A 21133-nucleotide genomic window follows, 5' to 3' on the forward strand; every position below is an offset into this window, starting at 1 on the left:
CCGTTTGCATTGTGCGCTGGCATACTCGGCGCATGCCCCGACCAGGACGTCCGCCATGCTCCGCCGCCTCGCCCCGCTCTCCCTCGCCCTGCTGCTCGCCGCCTGCGGCGATGGCGAACCCCTGCTGCCACCCGATGCCGTGCTGCCCGATGGCGGCCGCTATCGCGGCGAGGTGATCGACGGCCGCCTGCAGGGCGAGGGCCGCATCGACTACGCCAACGGCACCTACTACCAGGGCCGCTTCAAGGATGGCCTGCTCGAAGGCCCCGGCGAATGGCACGGCGCCAGCGGCGAGCGCTACAAGGGCGACTTTCATCTCGGTCTGTTCGAGGGCCAGGGCGAATTCGTCTACGGCGACGGCACCCGTTACCAGGGCGGATTCAAGCAAGGCAACATGCACGGCGAAGGCCACCTGCAGCAGGGCGGCGTCAGCTATCGCGGCGAGTTTCGCGACGATCTCTACCACGGCCTCGGCACCCTCGAATGGCCGGATGGCAGCAGCTACCAGGGCCGCTTCGTGCGCGGCGAGCCGCAGGGCGAGGGCGTGCGCAAGAACGCCGAGGGCCAGTTCAGCGGCACCTTCAAGAACGGCATGCTGCAAGGCGAAGGCAGCTACCAGGGTGAGGACGGCGAGCGCTACAGCGGCGGCTTCCGCAACGACCTGTTCCATGGCAAGGGCCGCTACCAGAACGGCGAAGGCGAAGTCTGGAGCGGGCGCTTCGAGAACGGCGGGCTGACCGGCAAGGGCGAATTCCGCGGCGCCGACGGCCGCCATTACGAGGGCGAGTTCCGCCACTGGCAGTTCCACGGTAAGGGCAAGCTGAGCCTGGCCGACGGCAGTGTCTACCAGGGCCAGTTCGCCAACGGCCAGTACGCCGGCGCGGGCGAGCTGACCGCGCTGGACGGCAGTCGCACCTCGGGCACCTGGCGCGGCGGCGAGCTGATCCGCCAGGCCGATGGCGCGGCCCGACCGGACCCGCTGGAACTCGGTCTGCTGCAGCAGGGTCAATTGTTGCAACAGGCGCTGGATGCCCTGCCCGCCTCCACCCCAGCCGTCGAGCTTTATAGCCTGACCCTGGCCGGCGATGGCAAGCAGAGCGTGTTCCTGCGCGAGGCCGATTACGTCAGCAAGCTGCTGCGCGAGCGCTTCGGCGCCCGCGGCAACGTCACCCTGACCAACCATCGTGACCACCTGGCCGATCGCCCGCTGGCCACCCGCGAGAGCCTGACCCGCGCCGTACAGGCGCTGGCCGAGCGCAGCGGTCCGGAGGACCTGGTGTTCCTCTACCTGACCAGCCATGGCTCGAGCGACCATCAACTGAGCATCGACCAGCCGCGCCTGCAGCTGGCCGATCTACCGGCCAGCGAGTTCGCTGCGCTGCTCGAACCCTTGCGCGACCGCCACAAGGTGGTGGTGATTTCGGCCTGCTACTCCGGTGGCTTCATCCCACCGCTGAAGAATGACAAGACCCTGGTGATGACGGCGGCCAGGGCCGATCGGGTGTCCTTCGGCTGCTCCGAGGAGAACGACTTCACCTATTTCGGCCGCGCCCTGTTCGCCGATGCGCTGAACGAGACCGACGACCTGAGCCGCGCCTTCGAACTGGCCAAGGCCAAGGTCGCCGAACGCGAGGAGGCCGACGACTTCGAGCCTTCCGAGCCGCAGCTATGGGCACCGCAGGCGGTGCTGGAACACTGGAAACGGCTGCGCAAGCAGCAAGCCGAGCAGGCGCTGACCGCAGCGACGAAAGCTCAGTGATTGGCGATCAATTTCAGGACGCTTCTGCCGATTCGCTCTAAGCTGATAAGTAACAGCGGAGGACCAGCATGTACCTGACGCCCCAGCACATACTGCTCGCCGGAGCCACCGGCCTCACCGGCGAACACCTGCTCGACCGCCTGCTCAGCGAGCCGACCATCAGCCGCGTGCTGGCCCCCAGCCGCAGCCCGCTGGCCGAGCATCCGCACCTGGACAACCCGGTCGGCCAGCTGCGCGATCTGCTGCCGCAGCTCGACGGGCAGATCGATGCGGCCTTCTGCTGCCTGGGTACCACCATTCGCCAGGCCGGCTCGCAGGAGGCCTTCCGCGCCGTCGACCAGGAACTGGTGCTGGCCTTCGCCCGCCGCGCCCGCGAGCTGGGCACCCGCCACCTGCTGGTGATCAGCGCCCTGGGCGCCGACCCAAGCTCCTCGGTGTTCTACAACCGGGTCAAGGGCGAGACCGAGGAGGCGCTCAAGGCGATGGACTGGCCGCAGCTGACCATCGTCCGGCCGTCCCTGCTACTCGGCCCACGCCGTGAGTTCCGCCTCGGCGAGCGCCTGGCCGCGCCGTTGCTGCGCTGGATCCCCGGCAAGTATCGCGGCATCGAGGTCGCCGCCCTGGCCCGCGCTTTGTGGCGCCTGGCGCTGGAGGAGAACGACGGCATTCGCATCGTCGAATCCGACGAACTACGGCGCCTCGGGCGCTGATGAAGTTCTACGACGAGAAGATCCTGCCGCGTCTGATCGACTTCGCCTGCGGCATGGGCCAGGTGATGAAGACCCGCGCCCAGGTCGTGCCGCTGGCCGAAGGCCGGGTACTGGAGATCGGCATCGGCACCGGCCTCAACCTGAGCTTCTACGACCGTGCCAAGGTCAGCGCCATAGTCGGCGTCGACCCGGCCGCGCAGATGCAGACCCTGGCCCGCCAGCGCGCCGCAGACATCGGCATCCCGGTGGAGATGGTCGCCCTGGAACTGGGGCAGATCCAGGCCGCCGATGCCAGCTTCGACAGCATCGTCTGCACCTTCACCCTGTGCACCATCCCCGACCCGCTGGCCGCGCTGAAGGAAATGCGCCGGGTGCTCAAGCCCGGCGGCAAGCTGCTGTTCAGCGAACATGGTCGTGCGCCGGATGCCAAGGTGCGTGTGTGGCAGGACCGCATCACCCCGCTGTGGAAACCGCTGGCCGGTGGCTGCCACCTCAACCGCGACATCCCCGCCCTGCTCGCCGCCGGCGGCTTCCACATCAGGGAAGTGCAGAGCAGCTACCTGCCGGGCCCGCGACCGATGACCTGGGTCTGGCGCGGCTGGGCCAGCTGATCAGTTGCCGCCGCTGACGCCGAGCCCAATCCCCAGCTCGGCAGCCACGGCGAAGGGCAGCAGCAGGGTCTCCAGCAACGCGGCGAACGGCAGGTCGATACCGGCGTACTTGGGCGCCTCGGCGCCGAAGCGATCCACCGGGCAGCAACCGCCCCGCAGCGAATACCAGTCCAGACGGGTGCCGGAATAGATGATCGGCGCGCCGGGCTTGGCCGCATCCAGGGTGCGCACGCTGGCGCAGCCGGGCAGCAGCGCGCAGAACAGCAGCACACTGCCGTAGAGATAGGTTTTCATCAATCGTCGCCGCTGATCAGGTGATGCTCGCCCCAGCGCGGCAGCATGTCCTGGGGAATGCCCAGGCAGTTGAGGATGCGCGCGACGACGAAATCGATCAGGTCGTCCAGGGTCTGCGGCTGGTGATAGAAGCCGGGGGACGCGGGCAGTATGGTCACGCCGAGATTGGACAGCTTGAGCATGTTCTCCAGGTGGATGCTGGAGTACGGCGCCTCGCGCGGCACCAGGATCAGCTGGCGACGCTCCTTGAGCACCACGTCGGCGGCGCGTTCGATCAGGTTGTTGCAGGCGCCGGTGGCGATGGCCGACAGGGTGCCGGTGCTGCACGGCACCACCACCATGGCACTCGGCGCACCGGAACCAGACGCCGGCGGGGCCATCCAGTCTTCCTTGCCGTACACGCGGATCTGCCCGGGCGCGGCACCGGTGTATTCGGAGAGGAACTGCTGCATGGCCTGGGGCTTGGCCGGCAGGGTGACGTCGGTCTCGGTGGCCATCACCAGCTGCGCGGCCTTGGAGATCAGGAAGTGCACCTCGCGGTCTTCCTGCACCAGGCAGTCGAGCAGGCGCAGGCCGTACTGGGCGCCGGAGGCGCCGGTCATGGCCAGGGTGATGCGTTCGGGGCCGTTCATGAAGTCTCCTCGGAGTGCATGCTTCCCTTCTCCCCCTGGGAGAGGGAGTCAACCATCTACTCAGCCAGCGCTTCCGCCAGCTTGCCATGCAGGCCGCCGAAGCCGCCATTGCTCATGATCACCACCTGGGTGCCAGGCACCGCGTGCGCCTTCACACCTTCGATGATGGACTCCAGCGAATCGCAGACCTGGGTCGGCACCTTGGAGCCGGCCACGGTAGCGGCTAGGTCCCAACCCAGGTTGGCCGGGGCGTACCAGAACACCTGGTCGGCCTGCACCACGGAATCCGGCAGGCCGTCGCGGTGGGCGCCGAGCTTCATCGAGTTGGAGCGCGGCTCGATCACCGCGATCACCGGCGCGTCGCCGACGCGCTTGCGCAGGCCGTCGAGGGTGGTGGCGATGGCGGTCGGGTGGTGGGCGAAGTCGTCGTAGATGGTCACGCCCTTCACTTCCGCGACCTTCTCCATGCGCCGCTTGACGCTCTTGAAGCTCGACAGGCCGGCGATGCCCAGTTCCGGCACCACGCCGACATGCCGCGCGGCGACCAGGGTGGCCAGGGCGTTGGCCACGTTGTGCTGGCCGGTCAGCTCCCACTCCACGGTGCCTTCGACCTTGCCGTCGAACACCACCTCGAAGCGCGAGCCGTCCTCGCTGAGCAGGCGCGCCTGCCACTGGCCACCGGCACCGGTGGTCTGCACCGGGGTCCAGCAGCCCATCTTGATCACTCGCGCCAGGGCCTCTTCGGCCTGCGGATGGATGATCAGGCCCTCGCCCGGCACGGTGCGTACCAAGTGGTGGAACTGCCGTTCGATGGCGGCCAGGTCGGGGAAGATATCCGCGTGGTCGAACTCCAGGTTATTGAGGATCGCCGTGCGCGGGCGGTAATGGACGAACTTGCTGCGCTTGTCGAAGAAGGCGCTGTCGTACTCGTCGGCCTCGACCACGAAGAACGGCGTGCCGCCCAGGCGCGCCGAGACGCCGAAGTTCTGCGGCACACCACCGATCAAAAAGCCCGGGCTCATGCCGGCATGCTCCAGTACCCAGGCCAGCATGCTGGTGGTGGTGGTCTTGCCGTGGGTGCCGGCCACGCCCAGCACCCAGCGCCCCTGCAGCACATGGTCGGCCAGCCACTGCGGGCCGGAGACGTAGGGCAGGCCCTGGTTCAGCACGTATTCCACCGCCGGGTTGCCGCGGCTCAGGGCGTTGCCGATCACCACCAGGTCGGGGGCCGGCTGCAGGTGCTCGGGCAGATAGCCCTGCATCAGCTCGATACCCTGGGCTTCGAGCTGGGTACTCATGGGTGGATAGACGCTGGCGTCGGAGCCGGTGACGCGGTGCCCCAGCTCCTTGGCCAGCACCGCCAGGGAGCCCATGAAGGTGCCGCAGATACCGAGAATATGGATGTGCATCGATGACCTCGAAAAGAACCGGGAAGCCCCGGCAGAACTGGGCGCAGGGTAGCACAGGGCGGCACCGGACAGGCTGCCGCACCGCCCCGCGAAATCTCGACTAGAGTGTCAGGAGTCTCGGAACACCGGGACGGCATGAGGTTCCTCGTTGTCCATGCCCGCAAGCTGTCAGCGACCGGATGTCCGTCTGCGCTTCGATATCGCCGGGAAACTTTCCCGGCATCCGGGGGAGCAACAAACCCGCCATGCGCGCATGGCTCTCGAGCCCGTCCGGGCTTCTCCTCCGTGCATCCTCCCGCTGTCAGCCGCTGTGCTCCATCCCGTTTCAAGCAAGGCCGCAATTCCTACAAGAACCCGAGCCAACGCGAAATGCAGGAGAGGACCATGAAGCAGCAATCGGGAGTCAGCTACACCACGGTCGACAAGAGTTACTTCGAACAACGCGGCCTGCGCCGCTATGCCGGCGTCTGGTCGCTGTGGGCGCTGGGCGTCGGCGCGGTGATCTCCGGCCATTTCTCCGGCTGGAACTTCGGCCTGGCCAATGGCTGGGGCAGCATGCTGATCGCCGCCATCATCATCGCCATCATGTACCTGGGCCTGACCTTCTCCCTGGCGGAGATGTCACCGGCCCTGCCCCACACGGGCGGCGCCTACTCCTTCGCCCGCAGCGCCATGGGCCCCTGGGGCGGCTTCCTCACCGGCCTGGCGGAGAACGTCGAGTACGTGCTCACCCCGGCGGTGATCGTGTTCTTCATCGGCAGCTACATGGGCAGCATCTTCGGCACGCCCAGCGAGTATCAGCCGCTGTGGTGGATCGGCTTCTACGTGGTGTTCATCTGGCTCAACGTGATCGGCGTGGAGCTGTCGTTCAAGGTCACCCTGGTGGTCACCCTGCTGGCGCTGGCCTGCCTGGTGGTGTTCTGGATCAGCGCCCTGCCGCACATCGACTTCAACCGCTTCGCCATGAACGTCGGCCCGGGCGGCGTCGAGCTGCCGGAAGGCAATGGTCCGTTCCTGCCCAACGGCCTGCTCGGCGTACTGGCGGCCATGCCCTTCGCGGTCTGGCTGTTCCTCGCCATCGAGCAGCTGCCGCTGGCGGCGGAAGAGTCGGTCGACCCGAAACGCGACATGCCCAAGGGCATCATCCTCGGCATGTTCACCCTGATCCTCTCGGCCTTCATGATCCTCTGGCTGAACCCGGCGGTGAGCGGCGTCGGCTCGCACGCCCTGGGCTCCTCCGGCGAGCCGCTGCTGGACGGCTTCAAGGCCATCTACGGTGACGACATCGCCAAGCTGCTGGCCCTGGTGGCGGTGCTCGGCCTGGTGGCCAGCTTCCACACCATCATCTTCGCCATGGGCCGGCAGATCTATTCGCTGAGCCGCGCCGGCTACTTCCTGCCGCAACTGTCGATCACCCACGGCCAGCGCAAGACGCCGCACGTGGCCATGCTGATCGGCAGCCTGATGGCGCTGGCGGTGATGATGACCCTGTGGTTCATCTTCGGTGAGGAAAAGGGCGGCGCGGTGATCGGCGGCACCCTGCTCAACATGGCGGTGTTCGGCGCCATGTTCTCGTACTTCATGCAGGCCCTGTCGTTCATCCTGCTGCGGCGCAAGATGCCCGACATCGAGCGCCCCTACCGCAGCCCGCTGGGCGTGCCCGGCGCGGTGCTGACCATGCTGATCGCCGCCGTGACCTTGTACTTCCAGCTCACCGGCGACCCGGCCTACACCCTCGGCGTGTTCTGGGTGGCCGTGTGGTTCGCCATCGGCATCACCTACTTCGCCATCGTCGGCCGCCATCGCCTGATCCTCTCGCCAGAAGAGGAGTTCGCCATGGAGCAGCGCGAAAAAGACAAGACCAATAACTGATGAGCCCCGGCCGCGCCGGCAGGCGCGGCCACTTTTTCCGGAGACCAACGGATGACTGCCCACCTCACCCTGGCCGGCCTGCGCGAGCTCGCCGTGGCCGGCAAGATCGACACCGTCCTGGCCTGCATGGTCGACATGCAGGGCCGCCTGATCGGCAAGCGCTTCCAGGTCGAGTTCTTCCTCGACAGCGCCTACGAGGAGACCCACGGCTGCGACTACCTGCTGGCCGACGACATCGACATGGAGCCGGTGCCCGGCTACGCCGCCGCCAGCTGGAAGCAGGGCTATGGCGACTTCGTGTTCAAGCCCGACCTGTCCACCATGCGCGTGCTGCCCTGGCTGGAAGGCACGGCTCTGGTGCTGTGCGACGTGCAGGACCATCACCACCACGACCTGCCGCACAGCCCGCGCGGCATCCTCAAGCGGCAGATCGCCCGCCTCACCGAACGCGGCTACAAGGGCATGTTCGCCTCGGAGCTGGAGTTCTACCTGTTCGACCAGAGCTACGAGGACATCCATAGCCAGCACTACCAGAACCCCAAGACCGCGGGTTACTACATCGAGGACTACAGCATCCTGCAGACCATCCGCGAGGAGCCGGTGATGCGCGCCATCCGCAAGCACCTGCAAGCCGCCGGCATCCCGGTGGAGAACTCCAAGGGCGAGTGGGGGCCAGGCCAGGAAGAGATCAACGTGCGCTACGCCGAGGCGCTGGTGATGGCCGACCGGCACAGCATCATCAAGCACGCCTGCAAGGAGATCGCCCTGCTGCAGGGCAAGGCCGTCACCTTCATGGCCAAGTGGAACTACAACCTGGCCGGCTCCAGCAGCCACATCCACAACTCGCTGTTCAGCCTCGACGGCGAACAGGCGCTGTTCCATGACCCGGCCGGCGAGTACGGCATGTCCAAGCTGATGCGCCAGTGGGTGGCCGGCCAGCTCAAGTACGCCAGCGACATCACCTATTTCCTCGCGCCCTACGTCAACTCCTACAAGCGCTTCCAGGCCGGCACCTTCGCCCCGACCCGCGCGGTGTGGAGCTGCGACAACCGCACCGCCGGCTTCCGCCTGTGTGGCGCGGACAGCAAGGGCATCCGCATCGAGTGCCGCATCGGCGGCGCCGATCTGAATCCCTACCTGGCCTATGCCGCACTGATCGCCGCCGGCCTGGCCGGCATCGACGAACAGCTGGAGCTGCCGGCGCCCTTCTCCGGCGACGCCTACGAGAACGACGAACTGCCGGAAGTGGCCAAGACCCTGCGCGGTGCCACCGACGCCCTCGACCGCTCGGAACTGCTGCGCCAGGCCCTGGGCGACGACGTGGTCGAGCACTACCTGCATACCGCGCGCTGGGAGCAGCTGGAATACGACCGTCGGGTGACCGACTGGGAATTGCGCCGCGGCTTCGAGCGCTACTGACAGGGAGAGCAGCAGATGAACAGCATTCGCCTGATTTCACCGGTGGACGGTAGCCTCTACGCCGAACGCGCCATCGCCAGCAGCAGCGCCCTGGAACAGACCCTGACCGCCGCGACCCAGGCCCAGCGCGCCTGGCGCGAGCTCGTCATCGGCCAGCGCGCCGCCTACTGCCTGAAGGCGGTGGACGCCATGCTGGCGATGAAGGACGAGATAGTCCCCGAGCTGGCCTGGCAGATGGGCCGCCCGATCCGCTTCGGCGCCGGCGAGCTGCGCGGCTTCGAGGAACGCGCCCGCTACATGATCGGCATCGCCGAAAGCGCCCTGGCCGACGTGGTGCCCGATGCCAAGGAGGGCTTCCGCCGCTATATCCGTCGCGAGCCGCTGGGCACCGTGCTGGTGGTGGCGCCGTGGAACTACCCCTACCTGACCGCGGTGAACGCGATCATCCCGGCGCTGATGGCCGGCAACGCCGTGCTGCTCAAGCACGCCAGCCAGACCCTGCTGGTCGGCGAACGCTTCGCCGAGGCCTTCAAGCGCGCCGGGCTGCCGGCCGGGCTGTTCCACAACCTGGTGCTGGACCATGGCCAGACCGCCACCCTGATCGCCTCCGGCCAGGTGCAGCAGGTCAATTTCACCGGTTCGGTGGAAGGTGGCCGTCTGATGGAGAGCGCCGCCGCCGGCCACTTCATCGGCGTCGGCCTGGAGCTGGGCGGCAAGGACCCGGCCTACGTGCGCGGCGACGCCGACCTGGCCCACGCGGTGGAGAACCTGGTGGACGGCAGCTTCTTCAACTCCGGGCAGAGCTGCTGCGGCATCGAACGCATCTATGTGGACAAGGCCCTGTATCCGGCCTTCGTCGACGGCTTCGTCGAGCTGACCAGGCAGTACGTGCTGGGCAGCCCGCTGGACGAGGCCACCACCCTCGGCCCCCTGGTGCGCAGCAGCGCCGCCGAATTCGTGCGCGGCCAGATAGCCGAGGCCAAATCCAAGGGCGCCAAGGCACTGATCGACCCTGCCAGCTTCGCCAACGACGCGCCCGGCACCGCCTATCTGGCGCCGCAGGTGCTGACCGGGGTCAACCACGGGATGGCGGTGATGCGCGACGAGAGCTTCGGCCCGGTGGTCGGCATCATGCCGGTGGCCAGCGAGGCCGAGGCCATCGCGCTGATGAACGACAGCCCCTACGGCCTCAGCGCGGCGATCTGGACCGAGGACCTGGACGCCGCCGAACGCATCGGCCAGCAACTGGAAACCGGCACCGTGTTCATGAACCGCTGCGACTACCTGGACCCGGCCCTGGCCTGGACCGGCGTCAAGCACACCGGGCGCGGCGCCACGCTGTCGCGCCTGGGCTACGAGCACCTGACCCGGCCCAAGTCCTTCCACCTGCGCCACCAGCTCTGACCAGGAGTTCGCCATGAGCAAGACCGCCAACTGGAACTACCCGACCTCGGTGCGCTTCGGTGCCGGCCGCATCCAGGAGCTGCCGGAGCTGTGCAAGAGCATCGGCATGCTGCGCCCGCTGCTGGTCACCGACCGCGGACTGGGCAGCGCGCCGATCACCACCGCCGCCCTCGACTCGCTCAAGCAAGCCGGCCTCGGCGCCGCGCTGTTCAGCGACCTCAAACCCAACCCGGTGGAGAGCAACCTCGACGCCGGCCTGGCCGCCTACCGCGCCGGCAAGCACGACGGCGTGGTCGCCTTCGGCGGCGGCAGCGGTCTGGACATGGGCAAGCTGATCGCCTTCATGAGCGGCCAGGCCAGACCCGTGTGGGACTTCGAGGACATCGGTGACTGGTGGACCCGCGCCGATCCGCGCGGCATTGCCCCGGTGATCGCCGTGCCGACCACCGCCGGCACCGGCTCGGAGGTCGGCCGCGCCGGTATCCTCACCGACGAGCGCAGCCACACCAAGCGCATCATCTTCCATCCGCAGATGATGCCACGCATCGTCATCAGCGACCCGGCGCTGTCCGTCGGCATGCCGGCGTTCATCACCGCCGGCACCGGCATGGACGCCTTCTCCCACTGCCTGGAAGCCTACTGCGCGCCGGGCTTCCACCCGCTGGCCGACGGCATCGCCGTGGAGGGCATGCGCCTGGTCAAGGGTGCGCTGGTGCGTGCGGTCAAGCAGCCGGACGACCTCGACGCCCGCGCCGACATGCTCGCCGCCGCAGCCATGGGCGCCACCGCTTTCCAGAAGGGCCTCGGCGGCATGCACGCCCTGGCCCATCCGATCGGCGCGCTGTACGACACCCACCACGGCATGACCAACGCCACGCTGATGCCCTACGTGCTGAAGTTCAACCGCAGCGCCATCGAGGAGCGCATCACCCGCCTGGCCGCCTACCTGCAACTGGCCAACCCGGGCTTCGACAGCTTCCTCAACCTGGTCCTGCAACTGCGTGCCGACACCGGCGTGCCGCACAGCCTGGCCGAGCTCGGCGTCGACGACAGCAAGACCGCGCTGATCGCGCAGATGGCGGTGGTCGACCCTTCCGCGGGAGGAAATCCGCTGCCACTGACCGAGGAGAACGTCACCAAACTGTTCACCGAGGCCCTGCATGGTCGCCTATGAATAATCTCGGGCGGGCCGGCGAGTACCGTCGCAGAGCGGACGGCGCCGCCGGCCCGAGCCCTGGGCATAATCAAACGCTTGCTTGGATTGCGCTTTCCATCCGCTTTCGGCAGCATCGACCCGACCATTGGCACAGTGCCAATTTCACCACTCCATAACGCAGAGGCCCGCCATGCGCATTGTCCAAGCCACCCTGGAGCACCTGGACCTGCTGACCCCGCTGTTCATCAAGTACCGTGAGTTCTATGGCGAGCTGCCGTTCCCGGACTCCTCGCGCAAGTTCCTCGAGACCCGCCTCAAGCGCAAGGAATCGATCATCTACCTGGCCCTGGCCGACGACGAGGACAAGCTGCTCGGCTACTGCCAGCTGTTCCCCAGCTACTCCTCGCTGTCGCTCAAGCGCGTGTGGATCCTCAACGACATCTTTGTTGCCGAGGACGCCCGCCGCATGCTGGTCGCCGACCGTCTGCTGCAGACCGCCAAGCAGATGGCCAAGGAAACCAACGCCGTGCGCATGCGCGTGGCCACCAGCGTGAGCAACGAGGTAGCGCAGAAGACCTACGAGTCCATCGGCTTCCGCGAAGACACCCGCTTCAAGAACTACACCCTGGAACTGGGCGACTGACCGGCCGGCGGACGGGACCGTCCCGTCCGCCGCATCCTCGAGACATCCCATGTGGTCGTTCCGCGCCTGGCGCCGCCAGCGCATCCTCTCCCGCTCGCCTTACACCACCCGCCACTGGCATGAGGCACGCGCACGCCTGCCAATTCTCGACGGCCTGAGCGAGGCCGAGGAACAGCGTCTGTTCCAGCGCGCCATCCTGTTTCTCCATCACAAGCGCCTGACCGCACTGCCCGGCGTCGAACTGGACGAGGTCGACCGCCTGACCCTGGCCGCCCAGGCCGAACTGCCGCTGCTGCACCTGGCCGACCTGGACTGGTACCAGGGCTTCCACGAGATCGTCCTGTACCCGGACGACTTCGTCAGCCCGCAGAGCCATCGCGATGCCAGCGGTATCGAACACGAGTGGGACGATGAGCGCAGCGGCGAGGCCTGGCTACAGGGCCCGGTGATCCTCGCCTGGCCCGGGGTGCAAGCCGGCGGCGGTTGGGATGCCTACAACCTGGTGATCCACGAGCTGTCGCACAAGCTGGACATGCTCAACGGCGACGCCAACGGCCTGCCGCCGCTGCACCGCGACATGCGCATCCAGGCCTGGGCGCAGGCCATGCAGCCCGCCTATGACGGCATGAATGCCCAGCTCGATGCCGACCCTGAGGCGGAAACCGCCATCGATCCCTACGCGGCGGAGAACCCGGCCGAGTTCTTCGCCGTCACCAGCGAGTACTTCTTCACCGCGCCCGACCTGCTGCAGGAGGCCTTCCCGGCCGTCTACGGCCAGCTCGCCGCCTTCTACCGCCAAGACCCGCTGACGCGCCTGCGCACCTTGCAGGAAAGCCATCCGGACTATCGCGACACGACCAACGGATGAGCACGCGGGCGTAGTAACGTCACCGGAATGTGCCTATAATCCGCCCACTTTTTTGGCCCAACCCTGGGGTATCCACCATGAGCTACAGCAAAGTCCCGGCCGGCAAAGACGTGCCGAACGACATCTACGTCGCCATCGAGATTCCGGCCAACCACGCGCCGATCAAATACGAAATCGATCACGACACCGATTGCCTGTTCGTCGACCGCTTCATGGCCACCCCGATGTTCTACCCGGCCAACTACGGTTTCATCCCGCACACCCTGGCCGACGACGGCGACCCCCTCGACGTGCTGGTCGTGACCCCGTATCCGGTAGCCCCGGGTTCGGTCATCCGCTGCCGTCCGGTCGGCGTGCTGAACATGACCGACGAAGCCGGCGGTGACGCCAAGCTGATCGCCGTCCCGCACGACAAGCTGAGCGTGATCTACAAGGACGTGCAGGAATACACCGATCTGCCGGCTCTGCTGCTGGAGCAGATCAAGCACTTCTTCGAGAACTACAAGGATCTCGAGAAGGGCAAGTGGGTCAAGGTCGAAGGCTGGGGCAACGCCGACGAAGCCCGCCAAGCAATTCTGAAGGCGGTAGCGGCTTACCAAAAATAAGCCAGTACCACCCCCTGAAGGCCGGCCACAAGCCGGCCTTTTTATTGCCCGCGATTTGCTCCGCTGGAATCGCGCCCACAAAAAAGGCCGCTCAGAGCGGCCTTTTTCGTGACAGTGGTATCAGGCGAACGGGTGACGCAGAACGATGGTCTCGTTGCGGTCCGGGCCGGTGGAGATGATGTCGATCGGCGCGCCGACCAGCTCTTCCACCCGCTTGATGTAGGCACGAGCGGCCGCGGGCAGCTCTTCCAAGCTCTTGGCACCCAGAGTCGACTCGCTCCAGCCCGGCATTTCCTCGTACACCGGCTGCAGACCGATATAGCTGTCGGCGTCGGTCGGCGCGTCCACCAGCAGATTGCCCTGGGCGTCCTTGTAACCGGTGCAGATGCTGATGCTTTCCAGACCGTCGAGCACGTCCAGCTTGGTCAGGCATAGACCGGAGATGCTGTTGATCTCGATGGCGCGACGCAGGATCACGGCATCGAACCAGCCACAGCGGCGGGCACGGCCGGTTGTCGAACCGAACTCGTGGCCACGCTTGGCCAGGAAGGCGCCGGTCTCGTCGAACAGCTCGGTGGGGAACGGGCCGGAGCCGACACGGGTGGTGTAGGCCTTGGTGATACCGAGGATGTAGTCCAGATACAGCGGGCCGAAACCGGAGCCGGTGGCGGTGCCGCCGGCGGTGGTGTTGGAGCTGGTGACGTACGGGTAGGTGCCATGGTCGATGTCCAGCAGCGAACCCTGGGCACCTTCGAACATGATGTCTTTGCCGGCACGACGCAGCTCGTGCAGGTCAGCGGTGACGTCGGTCATCATCGGGCGCAGCAGCTCGGCGAACGCCATGCACTCGTCCAGGGTGGCCTGGAAGTCGATGGCCGGCTCTTTGTAGTAATTGACCAGCACGAAGTTGTGGTAGTCCAGCAGCTCGCCCAGCTTGGAGGCGAAGCGTTCGCGGTGGAACAGGTCACCGATGCGCAGGCCGCGACGGGCCACCTTGTCTTCGTACGCCGGGCCGATGCCGCGACCGGTGGTGCCGATCTTGGCGTCGCCACGGGCCTTCTCGCGGGCCTGGTCGAGGGCCACGTGGTAGGACAGGATCAGCGGGCAGGACGGGCTGATGCGCAGGCGCTCGCGCACCGGTACGCCCTTCTCTTCCAGCTTGGTGATCTCACGCATCAGGGCGTCGGGGGCGACTACCACGCCGTTGCCGATCAGGCATTGCACGCCTTCGCGCAGGATGCCGGACGGGATCAGGTGCAGCACGGTCTTCTCGCCGTCGATCACCAGCGTGTGGCCGGCGTTGTGACCGCCCTGGTAGCGCACTACCGCGGCAGCCTGCTCGGTCAGCAGATCGACGATCTTGCCCTTGCCCTCATCACCCCACTGGGTGCCCAGGACCACGACATTCTTACCCATAACACTTGTCCTCTTTGGAAGCTCGATGCCGGCCACAGCCGGCGGAAAACCATCAGGACGCCAGCGGCGCCAACTGCCAACGTCCATCGCGCAGCTGCAGCTGGCGGTCACAGCCCGCCTCGCCCGCCGCGCTTACATCCTGCCCAGGCAGAGCCTGGACCACGCGCACGCCTTCGCTGCGCAGGCGCTGTACGGCCTGCCACAGGTACAGATCATGATGATCCGGCGCCCAGACCCCGGCAGCCGGCTCGTCAACACGCATGTCGCCGAGGGTGACCAGGGTCTTCAGATCGGTGGAGAAACCGGTGGCCGGGCGCGCCCGACCGAAATTGCCGCCGACGTCGTCATAGCGACCGCCCTGGGCGATCGATTGGCCGACGCCCGGAACGAACGCGGCGAACACCACACCGGTGTGGTAGTGGTAGCCACGCAGCTCGCCGAGGTCGAAATACAGCGGCAGCTCCGGGTAGCGCAGCTCCAGCTGGTCGGCGATGGCCACCAGCTGATCCAGCGCGGCATGCACTTCGGCCGGCGCCTCGACCAGGCAGGCCTGGGCCAGGTCCAGCACTTCGCGGCCGCCACACAGCTCGACCAGCGCGCGCAGCATGCTGGCCAGATGCGGCTGCAGGGATTCGGTGAGCGCGTCGACTTCATCGACGGCCTTGCGCTGCAGAGCGTCGAACAACTGCTGCTCGGCCTCGCCGGACAGGCCGGCGGCGCGGGCCAGGCCGCGATAGATGCCGACATGACCGAGGTCCATGTGCACATCCGGCACACCGGCCAGGGCCAGGGTGTCGAGCATCAGGCTGATGACTTCCACGTCGCTGGCCGGGCTGGCGTCGCCGTACAGCTCGGCGCCCAGCTGGATCGGGCTACGCGAGGTGGCCAGCGCACGCGGTTTGGCATGCAGCACGCTGCCGGCATAGCACAGGCGGCTCGGGCCTTCGCGACGCAGGGTGTGCGCATCCATCCGCGCCACCTGCGGCGTGATGTCGGCACGGAAGCCCATCTGCCGGCCGGACAGCGGATCGGTCACCTTGAAGGTGCGCAGATCCAGGTCCTGGCCGGCACCGGTGAGCAGGGACTCAAGATATTCGATGTGCGGAGTGACGACGAACTCGTAGCCCCAGCGCTGGAACAGATCCAGCACCTGGCGGCGCGCCGCCTCGATCAGTGCCGCTTCCGGCGGCAGTACTTCTTCGATGCCATCTGGCAGCAGCCAGCGGTCTACCGTTGCCATTTCGCCATTCCCCTCTCGGTACGGGCGGCAGCCTTCAGTGAAGCAGATACAGGAGGGTGGTCCCCAGCAGCATGCTGGCCAGCCCCATGAGACGCAGCTGCCGGTCGGGCAGTTGTGCCAGTTGCGCGATCGTTCCGCGCCAACGCCGCGGATAGAGGAAGGGCAGGATGCCTTCCAGCACCAACATCAGACAAAACGCGATGCCCAGTTCCTGCCACATGATTCCCGCAGACGCAAAAAAGCCGGGCTTTTTCCCGGCTGACCCATGATAACACGTTTTCCACGGAGGTCACCCCGACACGGCCGAACGGCCGCCTCGGGGTGCCTTCGATCAGGGTTTTGGCTGCTGCAGATAGCGGAAGAACTCGCTATCCGGATCCAGCACCAGCACATCGCTCTTGCTCGAGAAGCTGTCACGATAGGCACCCAGGCTGCGGTAGAACGCATAGAACTCGGCGTCCTGGCCGTAGGCTCCGGCGTAGATGGCTGCGGACTTGGCGTCGCCATCACCGCGGATTTCCTCGGCTTCGCGATAGGCTTCGGCGAGGATCACACGCTTCTGCCGGTCGGCGTCGGCACGGATGCCTTCGGCCAACTCGCGACCCTTGGCACGGTGCTCGCGGGCCTCGCGCTCACGCTCCGAGCTCATGCGGTCGAACACGCTGCGATAGACCTCTTTCGGCAGATCGATGGCCTTGACGCGAACGTCCACTACCTCGATGCCCAGTTCCTTCTGCGCCATGCCGTTGAGCGACTTGGTGATGGCCGCCATCAGCGCGTCACGCTCACCGGAGACCACTTCGTGCAGGGTGCGGGTACCGAACTGGTTGGCCAGGGCGGTGATCAGGCGCTGGGACAGGCGATCATCGGCGATCTGGCGGATGCCGGAGGTCGCGGTGTAGTAGCGCTGGGCATCGGCGACACGCCACTTGGCGTAGGCGTCGACCATCACCGCCTTCTTCTCCAGGGTCAGCACGCGCTGGATCGGCGATTCCAGGGTCAGCAGACGCGCATCGAACTTGCGCACCTGGTTCATCACCGGGACTTTGACGTGCAGACCCGGCGGCACGTCGGCCACCTGGATCTTACCGAACTGCAGGAGCACGGCCTTCTCGGTCTGGGTGACGATGTACAGGCTGTTCCATGCCAGAACGACGACCACCACCCCGGCAATCAGGGCAAACAGCGATTTGTTGCTCATCAGCGGCTCTCCCTGGTGCGCAGATCGCCACGCTCGACGTTATTGATGATGCGGGCACCGGCGTCGCCACTGGCGTTCGGCGCGCCCGAGGCATTGGTGCCGGCGCTGCCACGGCTGTCGATCATCTTGTCCAGCGGCAGATAGAGCAGGTTGTTCTGCCCTTCCTTGCCGGTCACCAGCACCTTGCTGGTGCTGCTGAAGACCTGCTGCATGGTGTCCAGATACAGGCGCTGACGAGTCACCTCAGGCGCCTTGCGGTACTCGGCCACCAGCTTGGTGAAGCGATCGGCCTCACCCCGGGAACGCGCCACCACCTCGTCGCGGTAACCGTTGGCATCCTCGATGATGCGCTGGGCCTGACCACGAGCCTCGGGCACCACGCCGTTGGCGTAGGTCTCGGCCTGGTTCTTCTCGCGCTGCTCGTCTTCACGGGCGCGGATCACGTCGTCGAAGGCATCCTTGACCTCGGCCGGAGCCGTGGCGCGCTGGATGTTGACCTGGGTGACGGTGATGCCGGTGCCGTAGTTGTCGAGGAAGTCCTGCAGGCGCTTGCTGACGTCCTGGCCCATCTGCTCGCGACCGAGGGTGATCACCTCGTCCATCGAGGTGGAGCCGGCGACATGGCGCAGGGCGCTCTCGGTGGCGTGCTGCAGGCTGACCTCAGGCGCATCGACGTTGAGCACGAAGTCCTTGAGGTTGCTGATCTTGTACTGGACGGTCAGTGGCACCTCGACGATGTTCTCGTCCTCGGTGAGCATCTGCCCTTCCTTGGAGAAGGAACGCTCGCGGGTCACGTTCTCCTGGAATTTCTTGTCGATCGGCGGGAAGTAGATGTTCAGACCCTGACCGACCGTCTCGTGATACTTGCCGAGACGCAGGATGACGGCCTGCTCCTGGGCATCGACGATGTAGATGGCATTCCACAGCCAGACCGCGAACAGCAGCGCCGCGCCGATCAGGAGAATGCCCCAACCGCCACCTTGGCCATCACTGTCACGTTTTTTACCGCCGAAGATGCCGTTGAGGCTCTCCTGCAGCTTGCGGAAGGCTTCGTCGAGGTCAGGCGGGCCCTGGCGTCCACCGCCTTTGCGGCCGCCCCAGGGGTCCTGGTTGTTCGAGTTGCCACCCGGCTCATTCCAAGCCATAGCGCTCTCCATCAAATAAAGCGAAGACGCGCCCACGGCGCGCCGGCCCATGCTACCGAAAGCCCCCGAGCCGCCGCAAAAACGACGGCGCGGGCTTTATTGCAAAGTGTGTTGCGCGAGGAAATCCTGCGGCTTCAATCCCTCGCGACTGACCAGGCGATTGAGCTCGGCACGCGGCAGACGGATCGCCAGCAGGGTGTCGCCCGCCTCGTCATGCGCCTCGCTCTGTACTGCGTTCAGCGCGAAGAACTGCGCACGCAGGCGCCCCAGGCGCTGCGGCAGGCGCAGGGTGCCGACAAACAGGTCCTCGCCGAGCAACTCGGCGACCGCCTGGCGCAGCAGCTCCAGACCCTTGCCATCGCGCGCCGACAGCCATACCCGCTCGGGCTTGCCGTCGCCATCGCGCTGAATCTGCGGCTCGACGCCTTCGACCAGATCGATCTTGTTGTACACCTCGAGCATCGGCAGCTCGTTGGCGCCGATCTCGCCGAGTACCGCCATGACCTGCTCGATCTGCTGGTCACGCTCCGGCTCGTGGGAGTCGATCACGTGTAGCAGCAGGTCGGAGTTGCTCGACTCTTCCAGCGTGGCGCGGAACGCCTCCACCAGCTTGTGCGGCAGGTGGCGAATGAAGCCCACCGTGTCGGCCAGCACCACCGGGCCCAGATCGTCCAGCTCCAGCCGGCGCAGGGTCGGGTCGAGAGTGGCGAACAACTGGTCGGCGGCGTAGACCTCGGAAGTGGTCAGCGCATTGAACAGGGTGGACTTGCCGGCGTTGGTGTAGCCGACCAGGGAAACGGAAGGAATGTCCGCACGCCGACGGCCACGGCGAGCCTGCTCGCGCTGGCTGCGCACCTTCTCCAGCTTCTGCTTGATCTGGCGAATACGCACGCGCAGCAGGCGGCGGTCGGTTTCCAGCTGGGTCTCACCCGGACCGCGCAGACCGATACCGCCCTTCTGCCGCTCGAGGTGGGTCCAGCCGCGCACCAGGCGCGTGCTCATGTGATCGAGCTGCGCCAGTTCGACCTGCAGCTTGCCCTCGTGGGTACGGGCGCGCTGGGCGAAGATGTCGAGAATCAGCCCGGTACGGTCGAGCACGCGACACTCGAACACGCGCTCGAGGTTGCGCTCCTGACTGGGCGTGAGGGTGTGGTTGAAGATGACCAGCTCGGCCTCTTCGGCCTTGACCAGGTCACGCAGCTCCTCGACCTTGCCGCTGCCGATCAGGAACTTGGCGGTAGGCATGTGCCGCGACACGGTGACCAGAGCCACCATGTCGGCACCCGCCGACAACGCCAGATCCTGAAACTCCTGCGGGTCTTCGGCCGCCTCGGGGTTGCTGCCTTCCAGATGGACAAGGATGGCCCGTTCACCACCGCCGTGACGCTCGAAGAACAAGTCAGGCTCCTATCAGGCGTTGCCCGGCTCGACCTGCTCGCCTTCAGTGGCACTAGGCAGGCGCACCGGACGGCTCGGCACCACGGTGGAAATAGCGTGCTTGTAGACCATCTGGCTGACAGTGTTCTTCAGCAAAATCACGAACTGGTCGAAGGATTCGATCTGGCCCTGCAGCTTGATGCCGTTCACCAGATAGATAGAAACCGGTACGCGTTCCTTACGCAGGGTATTCAGGTAAGGGTCTTGTAGCGAATGCCCTTTTGACATGTGCCGCACTCCTTAAGGGTCAAATGTAGTAAAGCAAAGATGGCTTATGCCGTATAAGCCTCAAAAGCCAAGGATAGACGGCGAATAGACGGGTCTCATCACAATATGGAGACCGCCCTCAGGTATTTCAAGGTACGCATCAGATTGTCACTGGCCAGGCTGTCCAGCCAATGCAGGTTTTCCCAGCCGCGTAGCCAGGTGAACTGGCGCTTGGCCAGCTGACGCGTGGCGATGATCCCCCGCTCCGTCATTTCCTCGCGGCTCAGGCCACCTTCCAGGTAATCCCATACCTGTCGATAGCCCACCGCACGGATCGATGGCAGCCCCGCGTGCAGGTCGCCCCGCTGGCGCAACGCTTCGACCTCTTCGACAAAGCCCTGTTCCAGCATCAGGTGAAATCGGCGGGCGATCCGCTCGTGCAGTACCTGGCGCTGCTCGGGAGCAATGGCGAGTTGCGCGACAGTATAAGGCAATTGCCCTGCGCCAGGCGCCTCTGGACCGCTATTTTGAGCCGTTTGGCGCTCACGGTGCGCGCTCATGCTGAGGCCGCTGACCCGATATACCTCCAGGGCCCGGGTGAGGCGCTGCGGGTCATTGGGATGAATGCGCGCCGCGGACTGCGGATCGACCCGCGCCAGCTCCTGATGCAGCGCCTCCCAACCCTCGGCGGCGGCCCAGGCCTCCAGCTCGGCACGCACCGCCGGATCGGCGCTGGGCATATCTGCCAACCCCTCCAGCAACGCCTTGTAATACAGCATGGTGCCGCCGACCAGCAGCGGAATACGGCCGCGCGCGGTGGCTTGCGCCATGGCGACCAGGGCGTCGGCACGGAATTCGGCTGCGGAGTAGCTCTCGGCCGGATCGCGGATATCCACCAGGCGGTGCGGGTAGCGCTCCAGCGTGGCCTTGTCCGGCTTGGCCGTGCCGATATCCATGTCGCGATAGATCAGCGCCGAATCGACGCTGATCAGCTCGCAGGGCAGCTCGTCGGCGAGCGCCAGGGCCAGATCGGTCTTGCCGGAAGCAGTCGGCCCCATCAGAAAGATGGCGGGAGGCAGGCGCTCGGTCATGACGGAGTCGCGAC

21 protein-coding genes are annotated in these 21133 nt (G+C 66.3%); 10 read left to right on the top strand and 11 right to left on the bottom strand.

Going from position 1 to position 21133, the window contains the following annotated elements; translation table 11 throughout:
- The first annotated feature begins 55 nt into the window (after window positions 1-55).
- From FFS62_RS22295 to FFS62_RS22305, 3 genes are all read left to right on the top strand, one after another.
- Window positions 56-1759, top strand: a complete 1704-nt coding sequence (locus tag FFS62_RS22295; RefSeq protein WP_137975059.1) for a C13 family peptidase — start codon at window positions 56-58, stop codon at window positions 1757-1759.
- A gap of 68 nt (window positions 1760-1827) precedes the next feature.
- Window positions 1828-2469, top strand: a complete 642-nt coding sequence (locus tag FFS62_RS22300) for an oxidoreductase (RefSeq protein WP_137975060.1) — start codon at window positions 1828-1830, stop codon at window positions 2467-2469.
- The gene (locus tag FFS62_RS22305) at window positions 2469-3080 is read left to right on the top strand and encodes a class I SAM-dependent methyltransferase (protein ID WP_137975061.1); all 612 of its coding nucleotides are present in this window, start codon (window positions 2469-2471) and stop codon (window positions 3078-3080) included. Before FFS62_RS22300 ends, FFS62_RS22305 begins: the two co-directional genes overlap by 1 nt.
- Here the strand turns inward: FFS62_RS22305 and FFS62_RS22310 are convergent, their stop codons facing one another.
- Genes FFS62_RS22310 through mpl form a run of 3 tightly spaced genes read right to left on the bottom strand, consistent with a single transcriptional unit; the run spans window position 3081 to window position 5415 of the window.
- Entirely contained in the window at window positions 3081-3374 is a 294-nt protein-coding gene (locus FFS62_RS22310; protein WP_137975062.1) for a YceK/YidQ family lipoprotein, read from the bottom strand.
- Window positions 3374-4006, bottom strand: a complete 633-nt coding sequence (gene ubiX / locus FFS62_RS22315; RefSeq protein ID WP_137975063.1) for a flavin prenyltransferase UbiX — start codon at window positions 4004-4006, stop codon at window positions 3374-3376. Before ubiX ends, FFS62_RS22310 begins: the two co-directional genes overlap by 1 nt.
- Window positions 4007-4062: 56 nt before the next feature.
- Window positions 4063-5415 carry a UDP-N-acetylmuramate:L-alanyl-gamma-D-glutamyl-meso-diaminopimelate ligase gene (mpl, locus tag FFS62_RS22320; RefSeq protein WP_137975064.1) on the bottom strand — a complete coding sequence of 451 codons (1353 nt, stop codon included), beginning with the start codon at window positions 5413-5415 and terminating at the stop codon, window positions 4063-4065.
- 384 nt (window positions 5416-5799) lie between these two features.
- Here mpl and FFS62_RS22325 point away from each other — a divergent pair, with 384 nt between their 5' ends.
- From FFS62_RS22325 to ppa, 7 genes are all read left to right on the top strand, one after another.
- On the top strand, window positions 5800-7287 hold the full coding sequence (locus FFS62_RS22325) for an amino acid permease (protein ID WP_137975065.1): 1488 nt from the start codon (window positions 5800-5802) through the stop codon (window positions 7285-7287).
- Window positions 7288-7338: 51 nt separating this feature from the next.
- The gene (locus tag FFS62_RS22330) at window positions 7339-8706 is read left to right on the top strand and encodes a glutamine synthetase family protein (RefSeq protein ID WP_137975066.1); all 1368 of its coding nucleotides are present in this window, start codon (window positions 7339-7341) and stop codon (window positions 8704-8706) included.
- A 15-nt stretch (window positions 8707-8721) separates the two neighbouring features.
- Window positions 8722-10110 (top strand): aldehyde dehydrogenase family protein, encoded by a 1389-nt coding sequence (locus FFS62_RS22335; RefSeq protein ID WP_137975067.1) that lies wholly within the window; start codon window positions 8722-8724, stop codon window positions 10108-10110.
- 13 nt (window positions 10111-10123) lie between these two features.
- Window positions 10124-11284: an iron-containing alcohol dehydrogenase gene (locus tag FFS62_RS22340; RefSeq protein ID WP_137975068.1), complete on the top strand. Its 1161-nt coding sequence runs from the start codon at window positions 10124-10126 to the stop codon at window positions 11282-11284.
- A 172-nt stretch (window positions 11285-11456) separates the two neighbouring features.
- Window positions 11457-11909 (top strand): GNAT family N-acetyltransferase, encoded by a 453-nt coding sequence (locus tag FFS62_RS22345; RefSeq protein ID WP_137975069.1) that lies wholly within the window; start codon window positions 11457-11459, stop codon window positions 11907-11909.
- A gap of 49 nt (window positions 11910-11958) precedes the next feature.
- Window positions 11959-12777: a zinc-dependent peptidase gene (locus FFS62_RS22350; protein ID WP_137975070.1), complete on the top strand. Its 819-nt coding sequence runs from the start codon at window positions 11959-11961 to the stop codon at window positions 12775-12777.
- A gap of 77 nt (window positions 12778-12854) precedes the next feature.
- Window positions 12855-13382: an inorganic diphosphatase gene (ppa, locus tag FFS62_RS22355; RefSeq protein ID WP_021701809.1), complete on the top strand. Its 528-nt coding sequence runs from the start codon at window positions 12855-12857 to the stop codon at window positions 13380-13382.
- A 120-nt stretch (window positions 13383-13502) separates the two neighbouring features.
- Here the strand turns inward: ppa and FFS62_RS22360 are convergent, their stop codons facing one another.
- The 8 genes from FFS62_RS22360 to miaA form a co-directional block, all read right to left on the bottom strand.
- Window positions 13503-14798, bottom strand: coding sequence for an adenylosuccinate synthase (locus tag FFS62_RS22360; protein WP_137975071.1), 1296 nt, complete (start codon window positions 14796-14798; stop codon window positions 13503-13505).
- A gap of 52 nt (window positions 14799-14850) precedes the next feature.
- Window positions 14851-16038 (bottom strand): ATP phosphoribosyltransferase regulatory subunit, encoded by a 1188-nt coding sequence (locus FFS62_RS22365; protein WP_137975072.1) that lies wholly within the window; start codon window positions 16036-16038, stop codon window positions 14851-14853.
- A gap of 34 nt (window positions 16039-16072) precedes the next feature.
- Complete coding sequence (locus FFS62_RS22370; RefSeq protein WP_137975073.1) at window positions 16073-16258, bottom strand: DUF2065 family protein; 186 nt, start codon at window positions 16256-16258, stop codon at window positions 16073-16075.
- A gap of 111 nt (window positions 16259-16369) precedes the next feature.
- Window positions 16370-17239, bottom strand: a complete 870-nt coding sequence (gene hflC / locus FFS62_RS22375; protein WP_137975074.1) for a protease modulator HflC — start codon at window positions 17237-17239, stop codon at window positions 16370-16372.
- Window positions 17239-18384 carry an FtsH protease activity modulator HflK gene (gene hflK / locus FFS62_RS22380; protein ID WP_137975075.1) on the bottom strand — a complete coding sequence of 382 codons (1146 nt, stop codon included), beginning with the start codon at window positions 18382-18384 and terminating at the stop codon, window positions 17239-17241. Before hflK ends, hflC begins: the two co-directional genes overlap by 1 nt.
- A 96-nt stretch (window positions 18385-18480) precedes the next feature.
- Window positions 18481-19782, bottom strand: coding sequence for a ribosome rescue GTPase HflX (gene hflX, locus FFS62_RS22385; RefSeq protein WP_137975076.1), 1302 nt, complete (start codon window positions 19780-19782; stop codon window positions 18481-18483).
- 12 nt (window positions 19783-19794) lie between these two features.
- Window positions 19795-20049 carry an RNA chaperone Hfq gene (hfq, locus tag FFS62_RS22390; protein ID WP_021701802.1) on the bottom strand — a complete coding sequence of 85 codons (255 nt, stop codon included), beginning with the start codon at window positions 20047-20049 and terminating at the stop codon, window positions 19795-19797.
- Window positions 20050-20147: 98 nt separating this feature from the next.
- Window positions 20148-21119: a tRNA (adenosine(37)-N6)-dimethylallyltransferase MiaA gene (gene miaA / locus FFS62_RS22395; protein WP_137975077.1), complete on the bottom strand. Its 972-nt coding sequence runs from the start codon at window positions 21117-21119 to the stop codon at window positions 20148-20150.
- Window positions 21120-21133: the final 14 nt, after the last annotated feature.

Source organism: Pseudomonas sp. F(2018) (assembly GCF_005508865.1).
In the GTDB taxonomy this organism is placed as follows: Bacteria; Pseudomonadota; Gammaproteobacteria; order Pseudomonadales; family Pseudomonadaceae; genus Aquipseudomonas.